Raw genomic sequence first — 21,928 nt, 5'->3', positions numbered from 1 at the left:
CGAGAGTCCTCCCTTAGCTCTTGATCACTTCAATCGAATCAAAATACAACGTGCCCGAACCAGGACTACCAGCCCCTACTCCTGCATAAAGGGAGAGACTGGCGACCGATGACAAGACCATCGGGCCGCTGCCGTTATGCCATGACGGCCGCACGAAATCATTGAACGGAATTTCGATCATCCTTGCCGTCGCATCCGATAAATCCAGCAATTTATCCCAATAATCTCCGCTGGCGGTTTGAATTTGAATGGTGAGATTACGATTAGAGCCGTCGGGCTTGAACCAGAAACGAAGAGTATCGTATTCAGACCAATCCAGTCTCCAAGATCCAATGCCATTCCGCCATAGGTTACGACTCCGACATTGTAATCATATTTCAAGCTGTAATCCCCGCCGTATTTATGCGTCGTATCCAACGAGATCGTGACCGGATCCGTATTCGGATTAACCGTATAAGCCGCTTGGAGCGCTAGATCGGACCCTCCGTAGCTTTCGAAATCATCGATTTCACCATTGGAACTCACCGCGGAAGCATAGAATGTCAAGACATTCCCTATTTGCGGATTCGCTGCACCCGCCATACCGTCGTTAAACGCGATCTTCACGTATCTGGTATCGCCCGGCAGCCTGCTACCAACGTAAGTGACCTTGTTCTTATCCCCGCTCACCGTCTTTTTCATAGGCGTATACAACGTGTAAGTTAAATCATCCGGTGAGGTATAGAACTTGAAGTCCTTTATAGGCTCATTAGATGAGAACCAGGTATCGACCACGAAGCCGGTCAGTCTAGTCCGATCGGTCACATAGGGAGCCTTGTAGATGACATATTCGCTAGCGTTTGCCGTTCTGGTCAGTCTCGTGCTGTCCCCTCCGTAAGAGCCGGAGCTGCTGCCGTCCTTGATCAGCTGCGAGCTAAGCCTGTATATTTTCGTCAAATCACGCACATCGTCCTCGATCGCTCCATTGTTCCGCGCACTGCTCCAGATCGCTTTAATGGCCTCTTCGTCACTGACAGCCGATGGGTAAACTGCACTCGTCGTTATCGCATTGTACACATCGCTCCCATTGACCGGAGCATTGCCCAACGTTCGATATGCGGGCATTTGCAAATGACCATACGAGTCATTCGTTCTAAACCAATCATAGGCATATTTCAACCAAGAGCGCCGATAATCGTCGTTCTGATGAGCAAACCATGCGATTTCGTCATATCCCCACGGCCAGTAAGGCGAGTCCGTTCCCGGAGATCCGTTGCTTCCCCCGTAATTGTCCAGTTCGATCAAATAAGGGGAATGCGGAGTCACCCACCCTTGAGGGTTTAAGCCTCCGATCGTTTTTCCATACAGGCTGTCCAAGTAATTCGCATCCAGCTTCGTTTCCTGTGGAAAATTCGGTATTCCCTTCATTCGGGCAGGATACCCCACAAAGTCGAAAGCAAGCTTCTTAACTGCAGGATTGGGCTGTTCAAGCGTGTCATGCAGGGTGGCGCCAGCGGCGTTAATCTTCACGTCCAACAATTGAATCATCCATATATACGGCATGACCTTCCAGCTTATCTTCACAAAATTCGTGCCGGCTGGCAGCGCGCTTCCGTTCGTCGTTTTGTAATTCGGCCATGTGTGCTCTGTCCGATGTATTTCTTGAATCGCTTTGCTGACCGGCGTCCAGTTCTGGCCATCCGGAGACGAATATAGATCGAAGCCGTCGGGATGATCGCCGGCGCCTGCCCAGTTCGCAGAGATCACTTCAAATCCGGTCGCGCCTTCCAATTTATAGACGATGTAATGCCCATCCGCCGATTGAACCCCGTCTTCGCGATTTAAACGGGATGCGTCGCCATTATAATAACTACTCGTATCTCCTGGAGCTTCGGATCTGAACTGCCCCTTAGCCGTATGCCATAACGGGCTCGCGTTATCGTACACTTCATTCACATGGGCATCCAACAACACGTTATGCCTTCTAGCATGAGCTTCCCCATATTCACGGACACGGTTCAACAGGCGGTTCCAGTTCAGATAGAACGGATCCGCTTCGCCCATCAGCTTTACTTGCCCGAAGTGAATCGACTCGTAGCCCAGATCGATAAATCTCTTCGCCCGGTAGTAGAAAAACATTTGTGTTTCCAAAGACGTAATATCAGGAATGGACTGTCCCGCTCCCCAGGTATTCACATATCTCCCATCGCGGAACAGCATCGAATCGTAATTGAAGTTTCGAGCTGACGGCTGCAGCCCGAATTCTTCGAACACCCATGCCGGAATCGGGATTTGATTCACCGCTTGTGCCGTCGTTTCGAAGATTGCCGCTTGTAGAATAACTTCCGGATCCTGGGCATGAACGGCTTCGGCCATCTGCCCGGCATTCGTAAACATCGTCTCGTCATCCTGGAAGTTCGTCCAGATCATAGCAGCCCGGCCGATCAGCTTGGCGCCGGTGTTTTGAATAAACCGCAGCCATTCCTGCTTCTTTCCGTTATCCAGATTGAACCAGAACATGTCCATGATTTGCACGGACCGGGACAAATAGCGATTGAGCGTTTCTTGGGACATTTTCCCGTCAAATGCGTAAGGAGATGAGGCGGTTGCCGCCACTTCCCTGCCGCTTGGCCATACACCGGATAGAAGACTTAACGCAACTAGCAAACATAAGGATTTGTGGCGCATGCGATACCCTCCGTTATTTAATTGTTTGCGGTGCTATTATTTTAAGTTCGCGATGTTGACTCCTTTATTCAGATACTTCTGAGAGAGGATGAAAAACAACAGCGTTGGAATTAACGCGATCACGATGGCTACCAATATAAGCGTATAGGCGTTGGAGGTAGGGGATGTAAAGTACAGCAGCCCCACCGCCAGCGGATAAGCGCTTCTATCACTCAAATAAATGAGCGGTCCGAAAACGTCCTTCCACGAGGCGAGGAAGACGAACAGAGCCGACACAACAAGAACCGGCTTGGCCTGCGGCATGATCACATGCCACCATATGCGCAGGTAACCGCATCCGTCGATCGTCGCTGCTTCGTCGACCTCCCGCGGCAGCGTAATATAGAACTGCCTGATCAGAAAGATCAAATATGCAGAACCGAATAACTGCGGAACGAGCAGCGGCTTGTAGCTGTCTAGCCAACCGATCGACTTGAAGTAAATGAACAGCGGGATCATACTGACCTGACTCGGCAGCATCATCGTGGCAATAACGACGATGAACATCGCATTGCGGTACGGAAATCTAAACCTCGCAAAACCATAAGCGATCAATGAGGAGCTTAGAACAGATAAAACGACCGAGCTAGCGGCCAGGAACGTGCTGTTCCACATATAGACATAAAATTTAAGATCTACGAACACGTAGTAATAGTTGCTCCATAAGGCCGGTGATGGAATCCATTCGATCGGTATTTTAAAATATTGCGCATTCGTCTTTAAGGACGAAGTAAACAGGTAAACGAATGGAACGAGAATCACGAACGACAATAAGGCGAGAAACAAAAAGACGAATACTTCTCCCGTCTTCAGACCCTTTTTAATTCTCATTTGCTCTCCTCCTCACCGAACAACTGGAACCTTCTCGATAGCCTGAAGATCACCATACTGAGCAGTAAACTTATAATGAAAATGGTCCAGCCTACGACAGCCGCCGAACCCATGTCATAGTCGCGGAATGCCAGTGAATATAGATAGAAAACCAACGTTGCCAACGAGTTGTCGTTGCCCATTCCGCCTGTCTTGAATTCGGATGAAAGCGTCAGTGCCAAATCGAACACCTGCAAGCCTCCGATAATCCCCATAATGGTCTGGAACAGGAGAACCGGCGTAATGAGCGGAATGGTTACCTTATAAAATTGCTGCAAACCGGTAGCACCGTCAATCATGGCCGCTTCGAAATAGGAAGGATCGATCCCTTTGATTCCCGCCAAATAAATGATGACACTGCTGCCCAGATACCAGAAGCTCATGCCGACAATGACCCATACGGCTTGACCAGGCTCAGTCAACCAAGATTGGTTCGGCATGCCGAGCATGCTCAACACTTGATTGAGAAGCCCGTATTTGCCGTTGCCGAATACCGGCCCCATCATCATGGCCAAGGCCGTTCCAATGACGAGTGATGGCAGGAAGATGATTGCTCGAAAGACGTTCGATCCCAGATAGTCCTTGGCCAGCATCGCGGCGACGATGACGCCGAGCACCAGATAAATCAAACTGCTTCCGAATGTAATGATTAGTGTATTTACCATTGCTTTGTAGAAAATCGGGCTTTGGAACACTTCCACATAGTTGGATAGCCCTACCCATCGCGGCTCCCTCAGAAAATCCCATTTGACGAACGTAAGATACGCCGAGACTGCCATCGGAAAAATTCCAAATAGCAGGAAGCCTACCATCCAAGGAGATACGAATAGCAGCCCCGCCAGCTTTTCCCGCCGTTCAATCCCCATTTTACCTCTGCCTAAACCCAAGGTTGTTTCCCCCCAACTGCTGCGACGTTGCACGTCCGGAAATCGGGATACCCCCCGGACCCGGAGGGCATTCCCTTTCTGCTGCAGCTTACTTTCCGATATTTGCTTGATACTTGTCCAGCATCGGCTGGCCGTCTTTCTCCAGCTGCTCGGCGAATTGCTGCGCCGTCACTTTATCCGAAACGACTTTGCTTTGAAGTCCCTTCCGCAGCGTGTCAAAGTCCGACGGGAATGGAGGAGTCGGAACGACGCTTGCCTTAGCAGCGGCGAATCCGGTAAAGGCGTCTGGATCCTCAGCTTCAAGCGCCTTCTGTGTCTCATCCAGCGCTTCCTTGTGAACGGGTAGATCGGAAAATTTACCGAACGAAAGCTGCCCTTCTTTGGAAACCATCCATTGGACAAGCTCCCATGCGGCTTCTTTATTCTTCGACGCGGCAGGGATGACATGCGAGTTGAGATAGCCGACTTGCGTGACTTTCCCGCCTTCCACGATTGGTGCCGGAATGGACATGTAGTTGATGCTGCCTTCTTTCATCGATCCCACGCTCCAGGTTCCTGTCCAGCCAATCGCCACTTTTCCGGTTGATAACGCGCTGTCCGGATTTCCATAAGCGCCCTTCCATACATCGAGAATTGGTACTTGCGCTCCGCTTGCCATGATATCCTTGAATGCCTGAATCGCTTTTACTCCCTCCGGCGTATTGATCATCACCTTCTTACCGCCTTGGGAAAGAATCGGAGCACCGGCACTTAACGCTAAGGAATCCAATAGCTCCTCGGGAAATAAATTGGCCGCCATCATGTCGCCATCAAGTCCCGCTTGAACCTTCTTCATCATGTCCACCCATTGAGCCGCGGTCATGGGCTCTGTCTGGGAAGGAAGCGGCACGTTGGCTTTGGCGAACAAATCCTTATTGATGAATGGAACCCTACGGCCTACACCGACCGGAGCCCCTAATTGTGCACCTTCTACATTGAAAGCGGTTACCGAATCCTCAGTTAACTGACCGAAAACTTCCTTTGCTCCCGGCAGTGTATTCAGGTCCAAGAAAACGTTCGAGTAGATGTAGGCTGACCAGTCGCTGGCAGTAAGACCGATGACGTCCGGGGCATTGCCCGAAATCAGATCCGTCTTCACTTTGGAGTTGTATGTATCGTAAGGCATAAATTCAGACTCCACTTTAATATTCGGATGAGATTTCTCAAACTCATCCAACCATGCCCGGAAATTCACTTCCTCTTCTCCAGTAGCCCAACGCGAATATTTGATTGTAACTTCCTTCGACCCATCATTCTGCTGCGCATCATTATCCGCGCCGCCTTTGCTTGCATTCGTCTCCGAAGAGGAGTTTCCTGACGAACACGCCGCCGTAACCACCAGCATGGCAATAATCAAGCTTAATGATAAAACCGCTTTCACAGCTTTCATTTACCTAACCCCCAATATAAGTATGAATTCCGTGCATTGTTCTGCAGCAACCTATCGCTTCGTTTCACACCATCCGCTTTCCGCCTCCAAACGTTTGCAGAAATCCAAAATATTAGATAAAGACCAAAAAATTATCATATAAGTTATCTAACATTTCGTTTTTAAGAATAACATAGGGAAAACAAAAGTCAATACGTTATTTTAAAAACCCTATTATTCAGCCTAACTAACCTGTTGCTTTTTGTAACGAAACCAGCTCAAAACCAGTGTTAACCTCCTTTAGACAGCGGAATATTAATTCAAATTTGTTATCTAACAAAAATGAAAATACAACAAATAACAATGATCAGGTTGTTATTTCGTTATTTTTTTTATATGATTAAGGGTAGAAGATCATCGATTTGTTCGTTTTCAGAAGGAGAGAGAAAGATGTCTCGTAAAGTAACACTGCAAAGTATCGCCGATTCAGTCGGATTCTCGAAGTTTGCTGTTTCTCGGGCGCTAGCGGGGAAATCGGGAGTCACTCCCGATACGCGCGACAAAATCATCGAGGCCGCTACGAAGCTCGGATATTTCAACCAACTGTCGAAATCGCATAAAGCGAAAACGAAAGATCGCGAGATCCAAAGCAGCGCTCCTGCCAAGAGAGTCATCGCCGTCGTTATTCCGAATTTAAGGGATCAGACCAAGGACAATCCCTATTGGGGAAAAATTCTTGAAGGCATAACGGAGAGCATCGAAAAAGCAGAATTAAACATGATCCTCATCACCGAGCAGCTATCCGATCATTTATTCTCGGCCATTAACCAAGAAGGGCTGCTAGGCTATATATGCGTCGGGTTCATCCCCACGCAAATCGTTCTGGAAATCAACAATCTCGGCCTCCCCTTCGTACTGGTCGATCATGAGGATCCTTTTATCCCATCGGATTCGATCTTCATGAACAATTTCGATTGCACGAGGCAGCTTACTTCATACTTGATCGGTCTCGGCCACCGTAACCTGCAATTCGTAGGCGATATTTCCATTATCAGAAGCTACTATGACAGATGGAAGGGCTATTCGGCGGCGTTGGAGGATAATGGAATCGCCTCGAATCAACACCCCGACCTGCTCAAATTATTCGATATGCAGCCGGAAAAGGTTCGTGAAGCGGCGTTGAGTCAGTTTATTGCGCTCCAATCCAAGAACGCTCTTCCCACAGCATTCGTTTGCATTAACGATCATATGGCCGACGTCGTTATTGAAACGCTTCAAGTAATGGGGCTTCAAGTTCCGCGTGATTGCTCCGTTACCGGATTCGATGACCTTGACGCTCATTCTTTTGGGATTACGACAGTTCTCAGCGCTAAGAACGCCCTGGGCAGAAGAGCGGTCGAAATGCTGCAAAGACGCTCCGAACAACCCGCTGCGGACTATGAGAAAATTTTGTTCGCGGGTAAAATGATTATTAAAAAAACGACAAGCGCCCCATTGGCTTGAAGCGTCTACAAAAAAAGCGAGTGTGAGCTGACCTTCTCTGCCCACCTCGCTTTTTATTCTGAGCCTGCCCTGCTTGAAGATGTGGATGTGGATATGGATACGATCAATGGGGTTCCTGCCATCCAACACGAAGGGCCGCCAACCGGCAGCCCTTCCGTTCGGAGTCTATTATCAGCAATTGCATTCTATCCGCGCTTATATATAGCTTCGCATATCTCGATTCCTTCCAAACTTATAGATAGCAATTAGCGACAGCGCCGCGGCGAATGCCAGCAATATCCCAAGATTCAATAATACGCTGTCGAGTGAACTACCGAGTTGAAGCTTGCTGAACGTATCCAGCAGCCAATGCTGCGGCAGAAATTCCGCGAAGCGCTGAATGGATGCCGGCATGAGTTCGATCGGAAATAAGCATCCGGCAAGAAGACAGGTCGGCATGATGAGCATATTCTGCAACGCGCTTGCCGCCATGGAGCTGCCCGCGAACGCCACGATCACGAGGGACAAGGCAACCGCTACGAGAGCAAACAGCAGAAGGATCAAGAACATTTGCCAGAACGGAATACCTGGATCAATATCGAACATCCGGATCATGACGATCAGCGTCACTGCAATTTGGATCATCATCATGAATAAATTCACGATCACATTCGAGATCACATACGTTCGGGCGCTAATCGGCGAGGCTAGGAGCCGGAAGTAGGTCCGGTTCTCTTTTTCTTTGATGATAATGCCCGACAAATTGACTGCCGAGAACAGCATGAAGATAAGGAGATAGCCGATGGTTTGCTTGGTCATTCCTTGACTTACGGACCGATCCTCTACCATGGTCTTCGATAGTTCGAAATCCGCCTGCCGATATCCGTTATAGATGACGTCAAAAGATGCCGCATCGCCTTGAACCGTCCGGCCGATAGTGGCCAAATTGTCAATATAGGCGTTCAAGTACGAACTGACATATCCCGTAACCTGCGTCCCTTTGATCGAGACGATCCGGACGCTTTCCGGCTTGCCGCTCCGTAAGCTTTCTGCGAAACCGCCTTGAAAGATCAGAACGGCATCCAATTCCCCTGACACGATGAGATCATTCGCTTCTGACTCCTTGATCCCGCTTGCCTCTACATGATCCAATTGCTTGATGAATTGAACCGTATCTTCCGTCACCGTCTGGCCTTCATCGTGATTGACGATACCAAGGCGCAGCGTGGTCTCTCCCGAACCGCCATGAATGAGACTAGCCAATAGAATTCCAACGATGGGCATGCCGATATACAGCAGTAAATTTTTGTAGTTTTTGAAGGTCGTGATCAACGTTTTGCGGATCAACCATAATGTGTCGCTCATTTACAGCCCCTCCCTTCTTCGCATTGTTACGGCAGCAATCGTCAGCAGCAGCGCAGCGCCGCCCATATTAAGCAGCATGGCGGTTATGGATGCCGAGATATGATCCGCATAGATCAACTGCAGGATAGCGTCGTTGGTCCACTGCAGCGGTGAATAGGATGATAATGTCCGAAAGATTCCCGTGCTATCCTCGCTCGGATAGTACGATCCTCCCACGAAGGCCGCAATCTGGATAATAATCATAATAACCGCTCCCGACGCTTCCCCTCTGATAATATAGCTGATCCCAAGTCCCAAGCCGAGAGCGAATACAATCTCTGTGGATAGGACCAGGATTACCAGGCCCATATTGTCGCCCCAATTGGCATCGAATACATATTTACTGATGAGGACAACGATGATCATGAACAGGAAATTAAGCAGAAATGTACCCACAATCTTTCCCGTCAAAATTTCCGCTTTGGTTATCGGAGACGCCATCAATCGAATGTCCGTATGACGTTTTTTCTCGCTCTTGATCAAATGGTCGGCCGATAGTGCGCTGTACAAGATGATCAAGGTCGTCACTGCGACGGCAAAGTAATCCAAGGAACCCGGCTGCTTCGCTGCATCAAGCGAGGCTTCTTGCACGTAATCCCCGCCTCCCGCGCCCGGCTGAGCCGGGTTCGCCGGCAGCTTCAAGTCCGCCTTCGCCACTTCGGCGGCCAGCTTATAACGATCCGCGAAGGCCGCAAGCATCCCTTGAACGATACTGCCTTCAACACTGCTGCGGTTGTTCCCGTAATAACTCAGTCCGCTGTCGGCAATTACCGTAAACCCGGTATACTGGCTATTCTGCACCTCCAGTATGCCATCCTTATCCCCTCCCGCCTTCTCGAAGAGAATGCCGGATTTTCCAGCCTCCCGGGCGAAGGATTCCCACTGCTTGGCTATCGCGCTGCCGGGCGTGCTATTGTCTTGATACAGAACACGAATATCGCCCACTGCCATGCTGCCGTTAAACATATTCGACATCGCTGTACCTAATATGAGTATAAGTACAACAGGTGTAATCAACATGAATACAGCCATCTTGAAATCCCGGAAGACCTTCAATTCTTTTATCGCAATTCGAAGGATATTCATTACTCTTGCCCCCTAAGGTTAAATCGGCTCCTAGTCCCTCAAGCTCCGGCCGGTCAATGTCAGAAACACCGTCTCCAAATTCGGCTCATCCGCCTCCACTGAACGGATTTCCATCCCGCTTGCCATCAATTGTTGAATGATTTTGTTCAGGTTGTTAATCTCGGCATCGGAGCTGATTCTAATGACCGCATCGGCCAACTCGACCGTATTGACGCCGACGATATCCCTTAGCTTCTCCACATCCAGCTGCTCGACCGATCGGACTTCAATGCTAATGTTCTTCTGGTTCGTAATGATGGCTTTGAGCTGCTGCTTCGTCCCTTGCGCAATAATCTTGCCATGGTCGATGATGGCGATTCGGGTGCAAATCTCCTCGACCTCCTCCATGTAATGGCTCGTATAAATAATCGTGCTTCCCATCTCATTCAGCTTCTTGATGGAATTCAGAATATAGCTCCTGGATTGCGGGTCGATGCCCACGGTCGGTTCATCCATAATGATCAGCTTCGGCCTGTGGGCGATGGCACAGGCGATATTCAGCCTCCTCTTCATGCCCCCTGAGAAATTTTTTGAATAGCTCCGATGCTTGTCTTCGAGCCCGACGAACGCGAGCGCTTCTTCTGCCCTGCTCTTCAATAACGAACCCCTTAATCCATAGAGTCCGGCAAAAAATTGAACGTTCTCATACGCCGTCATATCCTCATAGATCGCCAGCTCCTGCGGCACGATACCGATATTCGCCTTCGCGAACTTGCTATGCTTCACGATGTTCTTGCCGAGGATTTCGATCTGGCCTCTGGTTATGGGCAGCAGCGAGGTAATCATATTGATCGCCGTGCTCTTGCCCGCTCCGTTCGCCCCGAGAAATCCGAATATCTCGCCATCCTGGATGGACAACGATAGATTATCCACGGCGATGAAATCACCGAATTGTTTCGTAAGCTTATTGATCTCAAGAACGTTCATACGCTGCATCCTCCCGCTTCGTCTTTAAGTTACTCTTATCGTACAAAAAAAGGATGAACCTGCGGTAGTGCACAAGTTCATCCTTACCCATGAGAATCTTCATGTTATGCGATCCCCAAATATTCATTGATCCTGGTATGGAATCAAAGTAGTGACGGAAAAGCCCCGTGAGCCGTCCACAATAACCGTGCCGTTAACGGCCGCCGCCCTTTCCTCCATGCCGATGATCCCTAGTCCTTTGACCACTTTCGACGCTCCACTGCCGTTGTCGGATACTTGAGCCTTAATAAGCGTATTCAGCACCTGAATATGTATGGAAATCGCGGTAGCGCTCGAATATTTCATGGTGTTGGTCAATGCTTCCTTCACATTCTCCTGAATGATTCTCCAATGAAACGGGGAGATGAGATCGACATTGCCCTCGTAGGTGAATGCGGGCTTGATCGGATGTTTAGCCGCGAACTCGTCGATGAATATTCTCATGCGGTTGATGCCGAGCTGTTCCGTAGGCGGCTTCATATTCTTGAGTACAAGGCGGATGCTCTCGATCCCGTCTTTGGAAATATGGATTGCATTCTGCAGCAGCTCGGCCGACTTCTCCGCATCTGCGGTAATCAATCGCTTCGCGGCTTCCATCTGGATGAGCGCACCGGTCATGGAATGCCCGATACTGTCATGGATTTCTTGAGACAGCCGATTGCGTTCTTCCAGCTTGAACATGTACTCCGACTGCCTGATATAATCATTGTTCTCGTGCAGACGGTTCGTTAATTGATGGAGATCGCCGCGCATGCGCTCCAGCTCTTCCCTATACGATTTGATTCTCCCCGAGTACGTTCTGAGGAGAGTCAAATAAGCACCGCTCAGCAAGGCGATGAACCCGTATTCGATGAGCAGATCATGCGGAAGGAACGTACAAGGGGCCAGCATCAACAAGAAGACGATGACGCTTCTCTTGCTATAGTACGATACCAGCTCATATAGACTCACCGGGAGCAGAAGGATCAGCAGCGGGTGGACGTAGACAAATACGGTGGCAATCAGCGCGACGGTAAGCGCCGATATCAGAGGCATTACGTTAGCCTTCAGAATATAGACCGCGATATTCAAGCATAGGTACAGCAGAACGGATAACGTATACCATGGCGTTATTTCGGCTGCGGAGACGTAGGTCAGACTTATGACGTAGAGCATCAGGACGATCTTATTGATGATTGTCCAGAACTCCATAGACGTTCCTCGTTCGTACACTCAGTTTCGTTCTCCTGTCAGATAATAGATGGCAATTTGCGTCCGATGCTCCAGTCCCGTCTTGCTCAGGATCGAGGTAATGTGGTTAGCCACGGTTCCATCCGAAATAAACAGCTTCTTCGCAATCTCCTTGTTGGCCAGCCCCTTGGCGATCAGCGCCATAATGTCCAGTTCTCTCTCCGTGAATTGGCTTCTATCGATCTTGTCCCCACCGCTGGTCGCGCTTTCCTTGCCTGTGACGAGACCGGATTTCAGCTTATCCAATACCACATCCTGCAGCACATGATGCCCGTTATAGATGGTCTTGATGGCGTCTCGGATCCGTTCCGGATCATTATTCTTCAGCAGGTAGCCCTTGGCTCCGTATTTAATTGCATCGAGAATATATTCATCATCATCGAACGTGGTCAAGATGAGCGGCTTCGTTGCCGTTCGCTCACACAGAAGCCTGGTCGCTTCCACCCCGTTCATCTTCGGCATTCGAATGTCCAGCAGCGCTACATCCACGGCATGGTGCTCGCAGTATTGTACGGCTTCCTCGCCATCCTCCACGGTCGCCAGAATGTCGAACTCATCGAAGGTGTTCAGAATAATCTTCATCCCTTCCCGGACGAAAGAATTGTCATCGGCAATGATGACTTTGATTTTCAACTTGGATCACACTCCCTATTCCATATTCTACATGGGCTACGGGGGATATTCTATTCCAAATTTCGAAGATAACAGCTTCATGCTTCGTCAGAGAAAGCCAAAAAGACTGCCCCGCGGCAGTCTTTCATACGACTTTGATTAAGATCGTGTTACCTGCAACAGCTCCATATGGCCATCGTTCGAATCATGTTCCCCAATGTTCGCGCCCAAGGAACGGAATGCTTCAACAATGTTCTCGTAGCCTCTTTCGAAATGTTGAATGCCGGTAATGCTCGTTCGTCCTTCCGCAGCCAAACCGGCAAGAAGAAGGCAAATGCCCGCCCGAATATCGGTTGCATGCACTAAATTACCCCGAAGCGGAGCGCCGCCTTTCACAAATGCGGTTCCCGCGCGAAGGTCGATATTCGCTCCCATCCGTCTTAATTGATACACATGATTGAATCTTTGGGGGTAGATCCTGTCGCTGATGATGCTTTTTCCCGGTGCTTGGGTAAGCAGGGCTGTCAGAGGCTGCTGAAGGTCGGTCGCGAAGCCGGGATACATGGCCGTCCTAACCCGCGTAGCTCTTAATGCTCCAGTTGAATATGCCGTGACTGCATTCGCACTTGTCTCGATATGCAAACCGATTTCCTTTAGCTTCGCGATACAGGAGTTCAGATGCTCCGGGATGACATCCTCGACGGTTACTGCTCCTCCTGTCATGCCGGCGGAAATCAGGAACGATCCTGCAATTAACCGGTCCGGTATGACCGTATACGTACAGCCTCGAAGATACCGGACGCCTTCAATACGAATCGTGTCCGTTCCGGCACCGCTGATTCTGGCACCCATCTGATTCAAGAGTATGGCGGTATCGACGACCTCAGGATCCTTCGCGGCGTTTCGCAGCACCGTTTGACCTTTGGCGCGAACGGCTGCCAGGATGCTGTTAATGGTCGCGCCGGACGTTATCATATCGAAGTAAACATCCGAGCCCTTCAGTTCCTTGGCTTTCACTTCATAATGATGCTGATAATGCGCAACGGATGCTCCCAGTGACTTTAACGCTTTGAAATGCTGGTCGATAGGGCGTTTCACAAAATCATCGCCGCCGGGATACCCGACAGTGACCTTCCCGCATTTGGCAAGAAGCGCTCCGACAAAATAATAGGATGTACGGAACATAGCTGCTTTGTGGGGATCGATCGATGCGGCTTGAATATGGCGCGGATCAATATACACCTCTCCGGATGACTCGCGATACATCTGTATTCCGATATCTTCAGCGATTTCGCACATCACCTTAAAGTCGGCAATCTCCGGTATACCTATCAATCTCACAGGCTCATCCGACAAGCAGGCGGCAGCCAGTAAAGCTAATGAGCTATTCTTGGAGCCGGGGATCTTGACTGTCCCATTCAAGCCCGAAGCGCGTTCCACTTCGATCCATCTCATGTTTTTTCCCCTTCTTTCTTGGTCTGTGATAGAGGTGGAAGGCTATAACCCGCTCGAATCAGCTTCCACGGCAGCTATAACCACTTCCACACCTTTGCCTTCGATTTCTTGGATGACGCTTGCCGGGGCTTCCGCATCCGTGATGACCAAATCCAATTCGTGTATGGGCAGTGTCCTTGCGAACATATCGATCCCTAATTTCTCATGGGGGGCAAGGCCTATCTTTCGTCGCGATATCTCGCTTACCGCCCGGGCAAAGCTAGCTCCATCCGGGGTTGTGGTGCTTATGCCTTTGGATGATACTCCTCCACCTGTTAGAAAGCTCACATCCAACGAGAATCGGCGGATTTGTTCAATCGCTAACGGATCGATGAGATTCCCGGAAGCCGATCTGAGCCTTCCGCCGATCAAATAGGATTCGATATTGTCCCATTCTCTAATCGTCTGGGCAATTTTTAGCGAATTCGTTACGACGGTGAAAGGCATCGTTCTGGAAAGATACTTCAGCATGCCATAGTGAATACCGGCGCCGCCGATAAACACGTTATCATTTTCTTCTATATAGGTGGCAGCCAGCTTGGATATTGCGTTCTGATGGTACGCCCCTTCTCCATAACGTAAGGACTCCGGAAGTGGGGGGCTTCGAAGCTGCGTGACCGGAATCGCTCCCCCGTACGTTTTCTTCAGCAGCCCCTGCTCTTCCATAATCGTCAAGTCTCTGCGTATGGAGTCGACCGATATTTGAAACATGTCGGCAAGATCCTTGGCAACGATGCGTTGGTTCCGTTGAAGCAGTTCCAATATTTGTTGTCGACGCTCTTCCGTTAGCATTTCAGCCCCCTGCGATAATTATCCTTTGGTATGACCTTACACTATCCATTTTATTCATTATGTTTCGGTTTCGTCAATATATTCTTACACGTTTCAGCATGTTGTTTCACTTTTACTAATATGATAACAGCTGCTGGCCCAATTCATAACCATAACGTCTCTGGTCAAATTTATGTTGCACCCTTTCTCCTAAAGGTTTGCTTAATAATTCGGACACGCTTGTTGCGGCATTCATGGTCTGCGTTCCGACAACATAGGAGAAGCGGACCGGTTCGCAACACCGGTCCGCTTCTTATTAATATGAAACAACGCATATGGGTGTTAACGCGTCTACTCGGCAAAGCAGAACTGTACATCCTTCAGCGGTCATGGGCTCCCATCTGATCCCGGTATTCGCGAGGCGAAAGCCCCGTTACCTTGCGGAACAGCTTAGAGAAATAGTGCACGGAAGCAAAATGATATTTCTGCGCGATTTCCGTTACGCTAAGCTCCGAGTGCAGCAGGTCGTCCTTGGATCGGTTAATTCGGAAGCGATGAACATATTGTATAGGGGTGAAGCCCGTCCCCTTCTTGAACAGCTCAAAAAAATATCCCGCGCTTATATGAAGATTCTCGTAGTACGTTTTGAGCGGCTTGGGAGGCCCGCTGAGCAGGTCCCGTTCCAGCTGCTCCAAGATTTTATCCATACGCGGGTCAGGAATTTTGTCGTGATCCAGCACGTAAGCGAGAAAGTATTCGATAAACCGCTGGAAGTGGCTCTGAACGTTCAGGCTTCGCATATACGTCGCCTCGCTCGAATATTTATTGGACGTATAGAAGCTGCGAAACCAATCTATCCAGACCTGAAGATTCTCTACCTTCGTATATTCCGGAATGGCAAAAGGGAACTTCGGACCGACAAGCGAAGGACGCAACAGCTCGGGATCATAGCAAATGTAGCTAGGCCACTCGAATTCCTGCTTGCGGTCCACATAGTGCCAGTCGAAATAGCAGCAAATATGAACCATCGGATCAAGCGGGTCGGCGATCCAGTCGTGAGGCTGCCCGGCGGGAATATAGACCAGGGCTCCCGCACTTGTTTCATAGCTGCGTCCGTCTGTACGGATAACCCCCTTCCCCTCGCTGATCAGGTACAGGGAGCTGGTATAGCACATCCTGGACAAGCTGGACTGTTCTTTAACAAAAGAATAGCGCGTGGCGAAGTAGACATAGGGATGCAGCTGCGAGAAGTCTATCGTCTTCCACCGCCTTCACTGGATCAGCCATTTTTGCAAGCTTCCCCTTCCGGAAAGAGAATACAAATCATCTTTATCTAACACGATATTTGTCAAAATATGCGGGAATGATTTCTGTCGAAGCCCCCGGCAGCTCCGGCAGCACATAATGGCCGTCCTTAACGGTTGCGGGCTCGACGAAGATGTCGCGAATCCAAGGGATGTACTCGAGCATAATCGCATTCTGCGTGGAGGCGACGAGATGCTGATGAATTTGTCCCATATCGCCTACATGAGGACATATCGGCAAATCGTATGAAGCTGCAAGCCCCGCCACCTGCATCCACTCGGTAATGCCGCCTACGCGTGTCACGTCAACCTGTACATACTCGACCGCTCCTTGATGGATATAATCGCGGAATGCGTACTTGCTGTATACATGCTCGCCAAGCGCAATAGGCACATTCAGCGCATCGGCCAATTTGCGGTGGTTCATTACATCGTCCGGGTTGAGCGGCTCCTCCAGCCAATAGAGATCGAACTCTTCCAGTTTCTTGCCCCATGTCATCGCCGTATTGATGTTCCACTGCTGATTGACGTCGATCATAAAGATGACGTCGTCTCCGATGACCTTGCGCACCGCTTTGCACCGGTCGTAATCCTCGCGCGGATCCGGCTTGCCGACTTTGATTTTGACACCGGTAAAGCCGGACTCTACGATTTCGGTCACGTCCTTGATCAAACGCTCTTTACTCCAGTTTAACCATCCGCCGTTCGTATTGTAAGCCTTAATCTTCTTGGACTTATGTCCGCCCAAATACTGCCACAGCGGCTTGTTTGCCGCTTTCGCCATAATATCCCATAGGGCGATGTCCACTGCGGCAAGCGCCATATGCGTGATGCCTGCGCGGCCAATCCAGTGCATGCTGCCAAAGCGCAGCTCATCCCAAATTTCCTTGACCATAAACGGATCTTTCCCGATCAGCGCCGGTCCATAGTAACGGTCGATCGTTTCGACGATCATCTCGTCACCTTTGGCGGTAGTGCCCGTGTAACCATACCCGGTAATCCCTTCATCCGTATAGATGCGGATTCCGGCAAGCCCCCAGTGCGTCGCGGCATTAATCGCGTCTGTAATCGGGGGCGTAATCGGCACATGCAGGACGAAGCTTTCGACCTTCGTAATTTTCATGGTCTCTCCTCCAATTTATGAGATGAATAACCTTGCCAGGGACTCCTGCTGCAGGCTGGGAGCTCTTCTTAATGAAGCTTGCTGTTTGCTTGCCAGTCATAAAGCCGCGTTATATTCTCCGGTGTGGGCCGGCCTACCCCTCTATGATCTCTATCCTATTAATTATTCACGCTTGGTTCTTCCAATCCTTCCATCATCCGTTACCGGAGCAGAATGGTCTTGTTCTGCTGTTCATAAACCATGCACGCAAAGAAACAAAGGACTTCCGAATAATGAAGTCCTCACTCTAACGCATATCTTATCTAACACTCTCTAAAATGTACTGCTCTTGTTGGTGGAGGAGCACCAGCGGGATTTGCGGAAGAATGCAATCAGCGTTTCGACGGCCTCATCAGACTTGATAAAGGTCAACGCTTCGCTTGCATACGCCCTTACGTAGCGGTCTTCATCCTCCAGAGCGTCGCGCAGCGCAGCCACAGCCGCGCGGGCTGCCGATTCTTGGCCGATTCTCAGGAGTGACAGGGCCGCCGCATATCGTACTTTATGCAGAATATATCTCTGATTATCCGCTCTCTTGTCCGCGCTGCCGTCCTCATCCTCAATGCTCAGCGCACGGATTAACGCCGGAATGACCTCATTCGCTGGCTGTCTGATCATACCCAACGCCTCGACGGCATTCCGCCGGACCCACTTGGAGCTGTGATCCAGTGATTCAATAAGAGCCGGAACCGCCAGGTGTGCCGTATGCCCCTGCATACCGAGTGCGAATGCCGCATATCCGGCCCGCCTGTCATTCTCTGTCTTCAACGCTTCAATCAGTCCGGGCACCGCATCCTGACCGGCTGTCGATACCCCGTATGCGGCACGGAGGGCTGCAGCTTCTTCGCCGTCCCGCATAACGGCAAGCAAGGCGGCTGCGCCTTCGGTTCCCATTTGGCCTAATGTATACGCCGCATTCAATGCCGCCGGCTCATCATCACCCTGCAGAATCGCGGTGTGCTCTTGAACGGCTATTGCTGTGCCTCCGCGGCGCTCATTTCCTTGGCCGAGCATCCAATTCCATACATCATTCCAAATTGGCCGGTGATCATAGAGCGATATGGCGTCTTCGGGTACGATCAGCTCTGGATTCTGGTGATTCCATGTGGGATATGCCGGCTGTTCCAACCGGACAAATTGGAACTTCAGCATATACCGGTCGATATTCGTCCGATTAAGCGAGGCTCTGTGCCACATGTCGAAGTGAACCAAGACCATGGTTCCGGCTTTGCCATACGGCAATCCCGTTTCCATATCCTCGCCTGCATACTTCTCATAATACTGGGAGCCCGGCATAATCTCGGTCGGTCCCATCTCTTCCGTTATATCCTGTGTATAGTAGAACACAATCGCCCACCATGGCCGATGGCTCCGCATCGAGCTCCAGTAACCGTCCTTATGCCATCCTTGCGCGACGGCTTGACCCGGTTGGTTGTAATGGCAGTGGCGATGTGGATGCATGTAGTAGTTGTCACCCAATATACTGGTTAGCGCACCTTGTACGACCGGTGTATTGAAGCACTTCTCAAGCTGTGGGACACTCGGGAGTATATTGTTTCCCGGGTTGCCCTCTTCGGCGAACCGATATGCGATGCTGTCCAATATTGATTGATGAAAGCTGGGCGGGAGATCGTTCTCGAGCACTAAGTAACCTCTCGTAATAAACCGAATGACCTGTTCGTCAGTCAATAAGTATTTGGGATCCACTGTATGACACCCTTTCCACTTGGTTGCATCCTTTATTTGCTTTCAACAATAAAATAGCATAACAGGTGAAAGGTGTATTTAGCAGATTGCCTGTTTTTTGTACGAATGTAAGGTCAATTTGAATGTTACTTGAGGATAAACAAATCTAATTCTCTTCTACGTTAAGCTTTCGGAGTACGAGAGTTCAATAACAAACCTGAGAAGGATCCGATGGCGGATCCTTCTCACATCTGCTTGAAATAAGATTTTGTTACAGATATCCCCTCACGTCCAAAGGTTAAGTTAACGAGCAGCCATCCACTCCGCCACAAATAATAATAACTTCGCTGCTCCACTTTACATAGCCAAGTTCCGTGTCGAGCTCAGCCTCCAGTTCGCGAACGATGCAAGATGTTTTTACTATTTATGAATTGTCAAGCTATATTGGGAGAAAGGCTCAATGACAATAATTTGATGATCGAGCAATGTATTTTCTCCTAACACCTTTTTCATCTCGTCCGAATTTTCCACAAATATTCGGACCCTTGCCGTAAATTTCGTATGGTTTGCGAGCTTCACCGTCATTGCTGCGTTATTATTGTCAACGATCTCTGCGTCAACATGATCGATCGTGCGAATGTTCCCCGTATCCGGCTGAATGTACACGCCGGGCACTTCCAAATACGTTAACATGTTGGAAACTTCGCACCAGCAAGAACCGCCCGCGACTTCGCCAATATTCTCTTTGCCTTCCCAATCGCTCAGATTGACGCGCTCCCCCATCCATCCCGGAGGCGAGTATTGGGTTCCATTGCGGTTGCCGCCCCATGAAATACGAAGAGGCCGGTCCTCCCTGGACATGTATTGCGGCAGGTTATGCGCAATATCTTGGAGCAGCTCCAGGTAAAATTCGTTAGCTGTCGCACGATACAGCTTAAATAAGGATGCGCCCGATAACGTACATATTCCCGGCGCCGCATGCTTATTTTGCACGCTTGCCCAGACCGCGCCGGATGAACGCAAATCGAGCTTGTGAAATTCCGTTTCTTCAGCGTATTCGTAATCGTAAGACACAACCCAAGTCGCGCATAGGTTTGCCGTTTCTTCAGCCATGCCCAGCCATTTGCGGTCGCCAGTCGCTTCGTACAAGACGATATAAGACTCCAACAGCGCAAATGCCGACTCGCTGTCCGGGCATTGGCATATTTCACCCGGTGCGCCCGTCGTAACGCCCTGCTTCACGAAATGATCGTAATAATATTGGCCTGCTTGCTGCGCTATCGAGTCGTAATCCAGCCGGTTGAAATATCGGCCTGCCAATGCTAGCCCTGCAGGAGCAATTCCCGCGCCAGCACTGCCTCCTATGATGATTTCTTCCTTGTCCAGATCAATGAACTGGCCGAATTGACCGTATTTGTTCCACAAGCGAACGAACGCATCGCAAGCCCGAATCAATCCTTCTTTCCAACCGATCGGGATCTCTTCACCTAATTTGTCCAGCAGCATCAGCTGTTTGGCCATAAAGTAAAGGACATCCGCATTTTTGCGCAGCAGAACGATCGAAATTTCCTCATGTCGACGGAAAGCGTCGCCATATCGATTTCCCTTGCAATAGATACCGTAGAAAAATCCCGAAGGAGCCTGGATCGAATCGAACAAGAAATTCAACGTTCTAATCGATCGCTCTTTGGACAATCCGCTTCCGATGGCGAGCATCGGATAAGTATTGATCGCACCGCCGACCCAGCCGGTCTGCCATTCGCCGAACACCGGATCCGGCGAAGTCGACGACCGGTAAAAGCCGGAATCAGACTGCCAATTGTCCCGGTTATATTTCTCCTCCAGAATGTCCCACGAAGCCGAGAACGGGATTTCATGCCGAAACGCCGATGGGCCGGTCAGGTCTTTCCGGATACGCGAGAAGTAATCGAACAACGACGGAATGCCGGGACAATCGAACAGATAAAGCCTGAACTTGATTGTCACCTCGTCCTGTTCTTGAAAATCGTATCCGCGATCGCCGGAAGGCTCTTCCGTATTGCACATCGAGTAGGTAAAGTTTCTCACTGCAGGAGCCGCAATCGAGATCAGCGCTTCCGAACGATCGCCATTCTCTTCAACGGTTAAGCCGGAATCGCCTAGAGCCGTTCGCTGATAAGTCAGCATAAACAAGCCTTTCTGCTGTTGATGCAAGAAGCACCCGACGGCTGGAGAAGCCAGATCCCCCGTCCGCAATTCGATTTTCGACGGCCCTTCATTCCGATTGAGTCTCGGCACATCGGTAATCGTCGTCGGAATGTCGAGACCGATCTCATCCTCGAGGCTCAGCATCGGGGGATACGCTTGTTTGCTTACCCGATAACGGTTGCCGTTGTAAGCTGCCGCCGGCATCAACAGGTAGTCTTCCTGCGACCAACGGTCCAGCCTCAGTCCGACCGATACACCCGCTTCGTTCAAGCTTCCCTTGATAACCTTAAACGTTGCTTGGCAATCGATCGCCTCTTTATTACCTTCGACCGATTGCGAGGAATAACGGACATTCCACAACGACTCGCCCAGAATAAGCTGCTGTTCGCCGCTTGATTCCGCCCAGCTGCCCGTTGCTGATCGGATCGGCTTGGCTCCATCGTACTGGGTCAGCTTGAAAGCCATTCCGCAGCCGGTTTCGTTTATCATTCGGTCATAACCGTGACTCATAGAACGCTGCCCTCCAGATTGCCCGTCATCGCTTCCACCGTCTCCGGATCGCTCCACGCACATATTTTCACGCTGACAGACGGCTTCGGATCCCCTTCGAATTTGCAGCTGAACGATACGGGCT

General features: G+C 50.1%; 16 protein-coding genes. 1 reads left to right on the top strand and 15 read right to left on the bottom strand.

Annotated features, from left to right (window positions below; genetic code table 11):
- Positions 1 to 13 precede the first annotated feature (13 nt).
- The 4 genes from NNL21_RS11050 to NNL21_RS11035 form a co-directional block, all read right to left on the bottom strand.
- Entirely contained in the window at positions 14 to 319 is a 306-nt protein-coding gene (locus NNL21_RS11050; protein ID WP_256555224.1) for a carbohydrate binding domain-containing protein, read from the bottom strand.
- 2,384 nt (positions 320 to 2,703) lie between these two features.
- The gene (locus NNL21_RS11045; protein WP_204820831.1) at positions 2,704 to 3,537 is read right to left on the bottom strand and encodes a carbohydrate ABC transporter permease; all 834 of its coding nucleotides are present in this window, start codon (positions 3,535 to 3,537) and stop codon (positions 2,704 to 2,706) included.
- Complete coding sequence (locus tag NNL21_RS11040; protein WP_204820830.1) at positions 3,534 to 4,463, bottom strand: carbohydrate ABC transporter permease; 930 nt, start codon at positions 4,461 to 4,463, stop codon at positions 3,534 to 3,536. Before NNL21_RS11040 ends, NNL21_RS11045 begins: the two co-directional genes overlap by 4 nt.
- Before the next feature lie 88 nt (positions 4,464 to 4,551).
- Entirely contained in the window at positions 4,552 to 5,892 is a 1,341-nt protein-coding gene (locus NNL21_RS11035) for an ABC transporter substrate-binding protein (protein WP_204820829.1), read from the bottom strand.
- Positions 5,893 to 6,321: 429 nt separating this feature from the next.
- Between NNL21_RS11035 and NNL21_RS11030 the strand changes: the two genes are divergently transcribed.
- Positions 6,322 to 7,374, top strand: a complete 1,053-nt coding sequence (locus tag NNL21_RS11030) for a LacI family DNA-binding transcriptional regulator (RefSeq protein ID WP_204820828.1) — start codon at positions 6,322 to 6,324, stop codon at positions 7,372 to 7,374.
- Between the two features lie 195 nt (positions 7,375 to 7,569).
- Here NNL21_RS11030 and NNL21_RS11025 read toward each other — a convergent pair whose 3' ends face one another.
- The 11 genes from NNL21_RS11025 to NNL21_RS10975 form a co-directional block, all read right to left on the bottom strand.
- Entirely contained in the window at positions 7,570 to 8,718 is a 1,149-nt protein-coding gene (locus NNL21_RS11025) for an ABC transporter permease (RefSeq protein WP_204820827.1), read from the bottom strand.
- Entirely contained in the window at positions 8,719 to 9,843 is a 1,125-nt protein-coding gene (locus tag NNL21_RS11020) for an ABC transporter permease (RefSeq protein ID WP_204820826.1), read from the bottom strand. It lies immediately after the preceding gene.
- A gap of 30 nt (positions 9,844 to 9,873) precedes the next feature.
- Positions 9,874 to 10,809, bottom strand: a complete 936-nt coding sequence (locus tag NNL21_RS11015) for an ABC transporter ATP-binding protein (protein ID WP_204820825.1) — start codon at positions 10,807 to 10,809, stop codon at positions 9,874 to 9,876.
- Between the two features lie 123 nt (positions 10,810 to 10,932).
- Entirely contained in the window at positions 10,933 to 12,039 is a 1,107-nt protein-coding gene (locus NNL21_RS11010; protein ID WP_204820925.1) for a sensor histidine kinase, read from the bottom strand.
- Positions 12,040 to 12,060: 21 nt separating this feature from the next.
- The gene (locus tag NNL21_RS11005; protein ID WP_204820824.1) at positions 12,061 to 12,711 is read right to left on the bottom strand and encodes a response regulator transcription factor; all 651 of its coding nucleotides are present in this window, start codon (positions 12,709 to 12,711) and stop codon (positions 12,061 to 12,063) included.
- 138 nt (positions 12,712 to 12,849) lie between these two features.
- Positions 12,850 to 14,145, bottom strand: a complete 1,296-nt coding sequence (gene murA, locus NNL21_RS11000) for a UDP-N-acetylglucosamine 1-carboxyvinyltransferase (protein ID WP_204820823.1) — start codon at positions 14,143 to 14,145, stop codon at positions 12,850 to 12,852.
- A gap of 42 nt (positions 14,146 to 14,187) precedes the next feature.
- Complete coding sequence (locus tag NNL21_RS10995; protein ID WP_204820822.1) at positions 14,188 to 14,976, bottom strand: DeoR/GlpR family DNA-binding transcription regulator; 789 nt, start codon at positions 14,974 to 14,976, stop codon at positions 14,188 to 14,190.
- A gap of 359 nt (positions 14,977 to 15,335) precedes the next feature.
- Complete coding sequence (locus tag NNL21_RS10990) at positions 15,336 to 16,130, bottom strand: AraC family transcriptional regulator (protein WP_256555171.1); 795 nt, start codon at positions 16,128 to 16,130, stop codon at positions 15,336 to 15,338.
- Between the two features lie 154 nt (positions 16,131 to 16,284).
- Positions 16,285 to 17,382 carry a mandelate racemase/muconate lactonizing enzyme family protein gene (locus NNL21_RS10985; protein ID WP_204820821.1) on the bottom strand — a complete coding sequence of 366 codons (1,098 nt, stop codon included), beginning with the start codon at positions 17,380 to 17,382 and terminating at the stop codon, positions 16,285 to 16,287.
- 312 nt (positions 17,383 to 17,694) lie between these two features.
- Positions 17,695 to 19,128 carry a HEAT repeat domain-containing protein gene (locus NNL21_RS10980; protein ID WP_204820820.1) on the bottom strand — a complete coding sequence of 478 codons (1,434 nt, stop codon included), beginning with the start codon at positions 19,126 to 19,128 and terminating at the stop codon, positions 17,695 to 17,697.
- Between the two features lie 399 nt (positions 19,129 to 19,527).
- A complete protein-coding gene (locus NNL21_RS10975) occupies positions 19,528 to 21,804 on the bottom strand; it encodes a hypothetical protein (protein WP_204820819.1) in 2,277 nt (758 codons plus the stop codon).
- Between the last annotated feature and the right edge of the window lie 124 nt (positions 21,805 to 21,928).

It is taken from the genome of Paenibacillus mendelii, assembly GCF_024498075.1.
GTDB classification, from domain to species: Bacteria; Bacillota; Bacilli; order Paenibacillales; family Paenibacillaceae; genus Paenibacillus_Z; species Paenibacillus_Z mendelii.
Note: the sequence above shows the minus strand (reverse complement) of the source record. Positions and strands in the feature narration are given on the sequence as shown.

Excerpts from the sequence above, each read along its gene's own strand:
- NNL21_RS11010 (WP_204820925.1), bottom strand. The coding sequence starts at position 12,039 with ATGGAGTTCTGGACAATCATCAATAAGATCGTCCTGATGCTCTACGTC.
- NNL21_RS11030 (WP_204820828.1), top strand. The coding sequence starts at position 6,322 with ATGTCTCGTAAAGTAACACTGCAAAGTATCGCCGATTCAGTCGGATTC.
- NNL21_RS10990 (WP_256555171.1), bottom strand. The coding sequence starts at position 16,130 with ATGTGCTATACCAGCTCCCTGTACCTGATCAGCGAGGGGAAGGGGGTT.
- NNL21_RS11020 (WP_204820826.1), bottom strand. The coding sequence starts at position 9,843 with ATGAATATCCTTCGAATTGCGATAAAAGAATTGAAGGTCTTCCGGGAT.
- NNL21_RS10985 (WP_204820821.1), bottom strand. The coding sequence starts at position 17,382 with ATGAAAATTACGAAGGTCGAAAGCTTCGTCCTGCATGTGCCGATTACG.
- murA (WP_204820823.1), bottom strand. The coding sequence starts at position 14,145 with ATGAGATGGATCGAAGTGGAACGCGCTTCGGGCTTGAATGGGACAGTC.
- NNL21_RS11045 (WP_204820831.1), bottom strand. The coding sequence starts at position 3,537 with ATGAGAATTAAAAAGGGTCTGAAGACGGGAGAAGTATTCGTCTTTTTG.
- NNL21_RS10995 (WP_204820822.1), bottom strand. The coding sequence starts at position 14,976 with ATGCTAACGGAAGAGCGTCGACAACAAATATTGGAACTGCTTCAACGG.
- NNL21_RS11035 (WP_204820829.1), bottom strand. The coding sequence starts at position 5,892 with ATGAAAGCTGTGAAAGCGGTTTTATCATTAAGCTTGATTATTGCCATG.
- NNL21_RS11015 (WP_204820825.1), bottom strand. The coding sequence starts at position 10,809 with ATGAACGTTCTTGAGATCAATAAGCTTACGAAACAATTCGGTGATTTC.
- NNL21_RS10975 (WP_204820819.1), bottom strand. The coding sequence starts at position 21,804 with ATGAGTCACGGTTATGACCGAATGATAAACGAAACCGGCTGCGGAATG.
- NNL21_RS11025 (WP_204820827.1), bottom strand. The coding sequence starts at position 8,718 with ATGAGCGACACATTATGGTTGATCCGCAAAACGTTGATCACGACCTTC.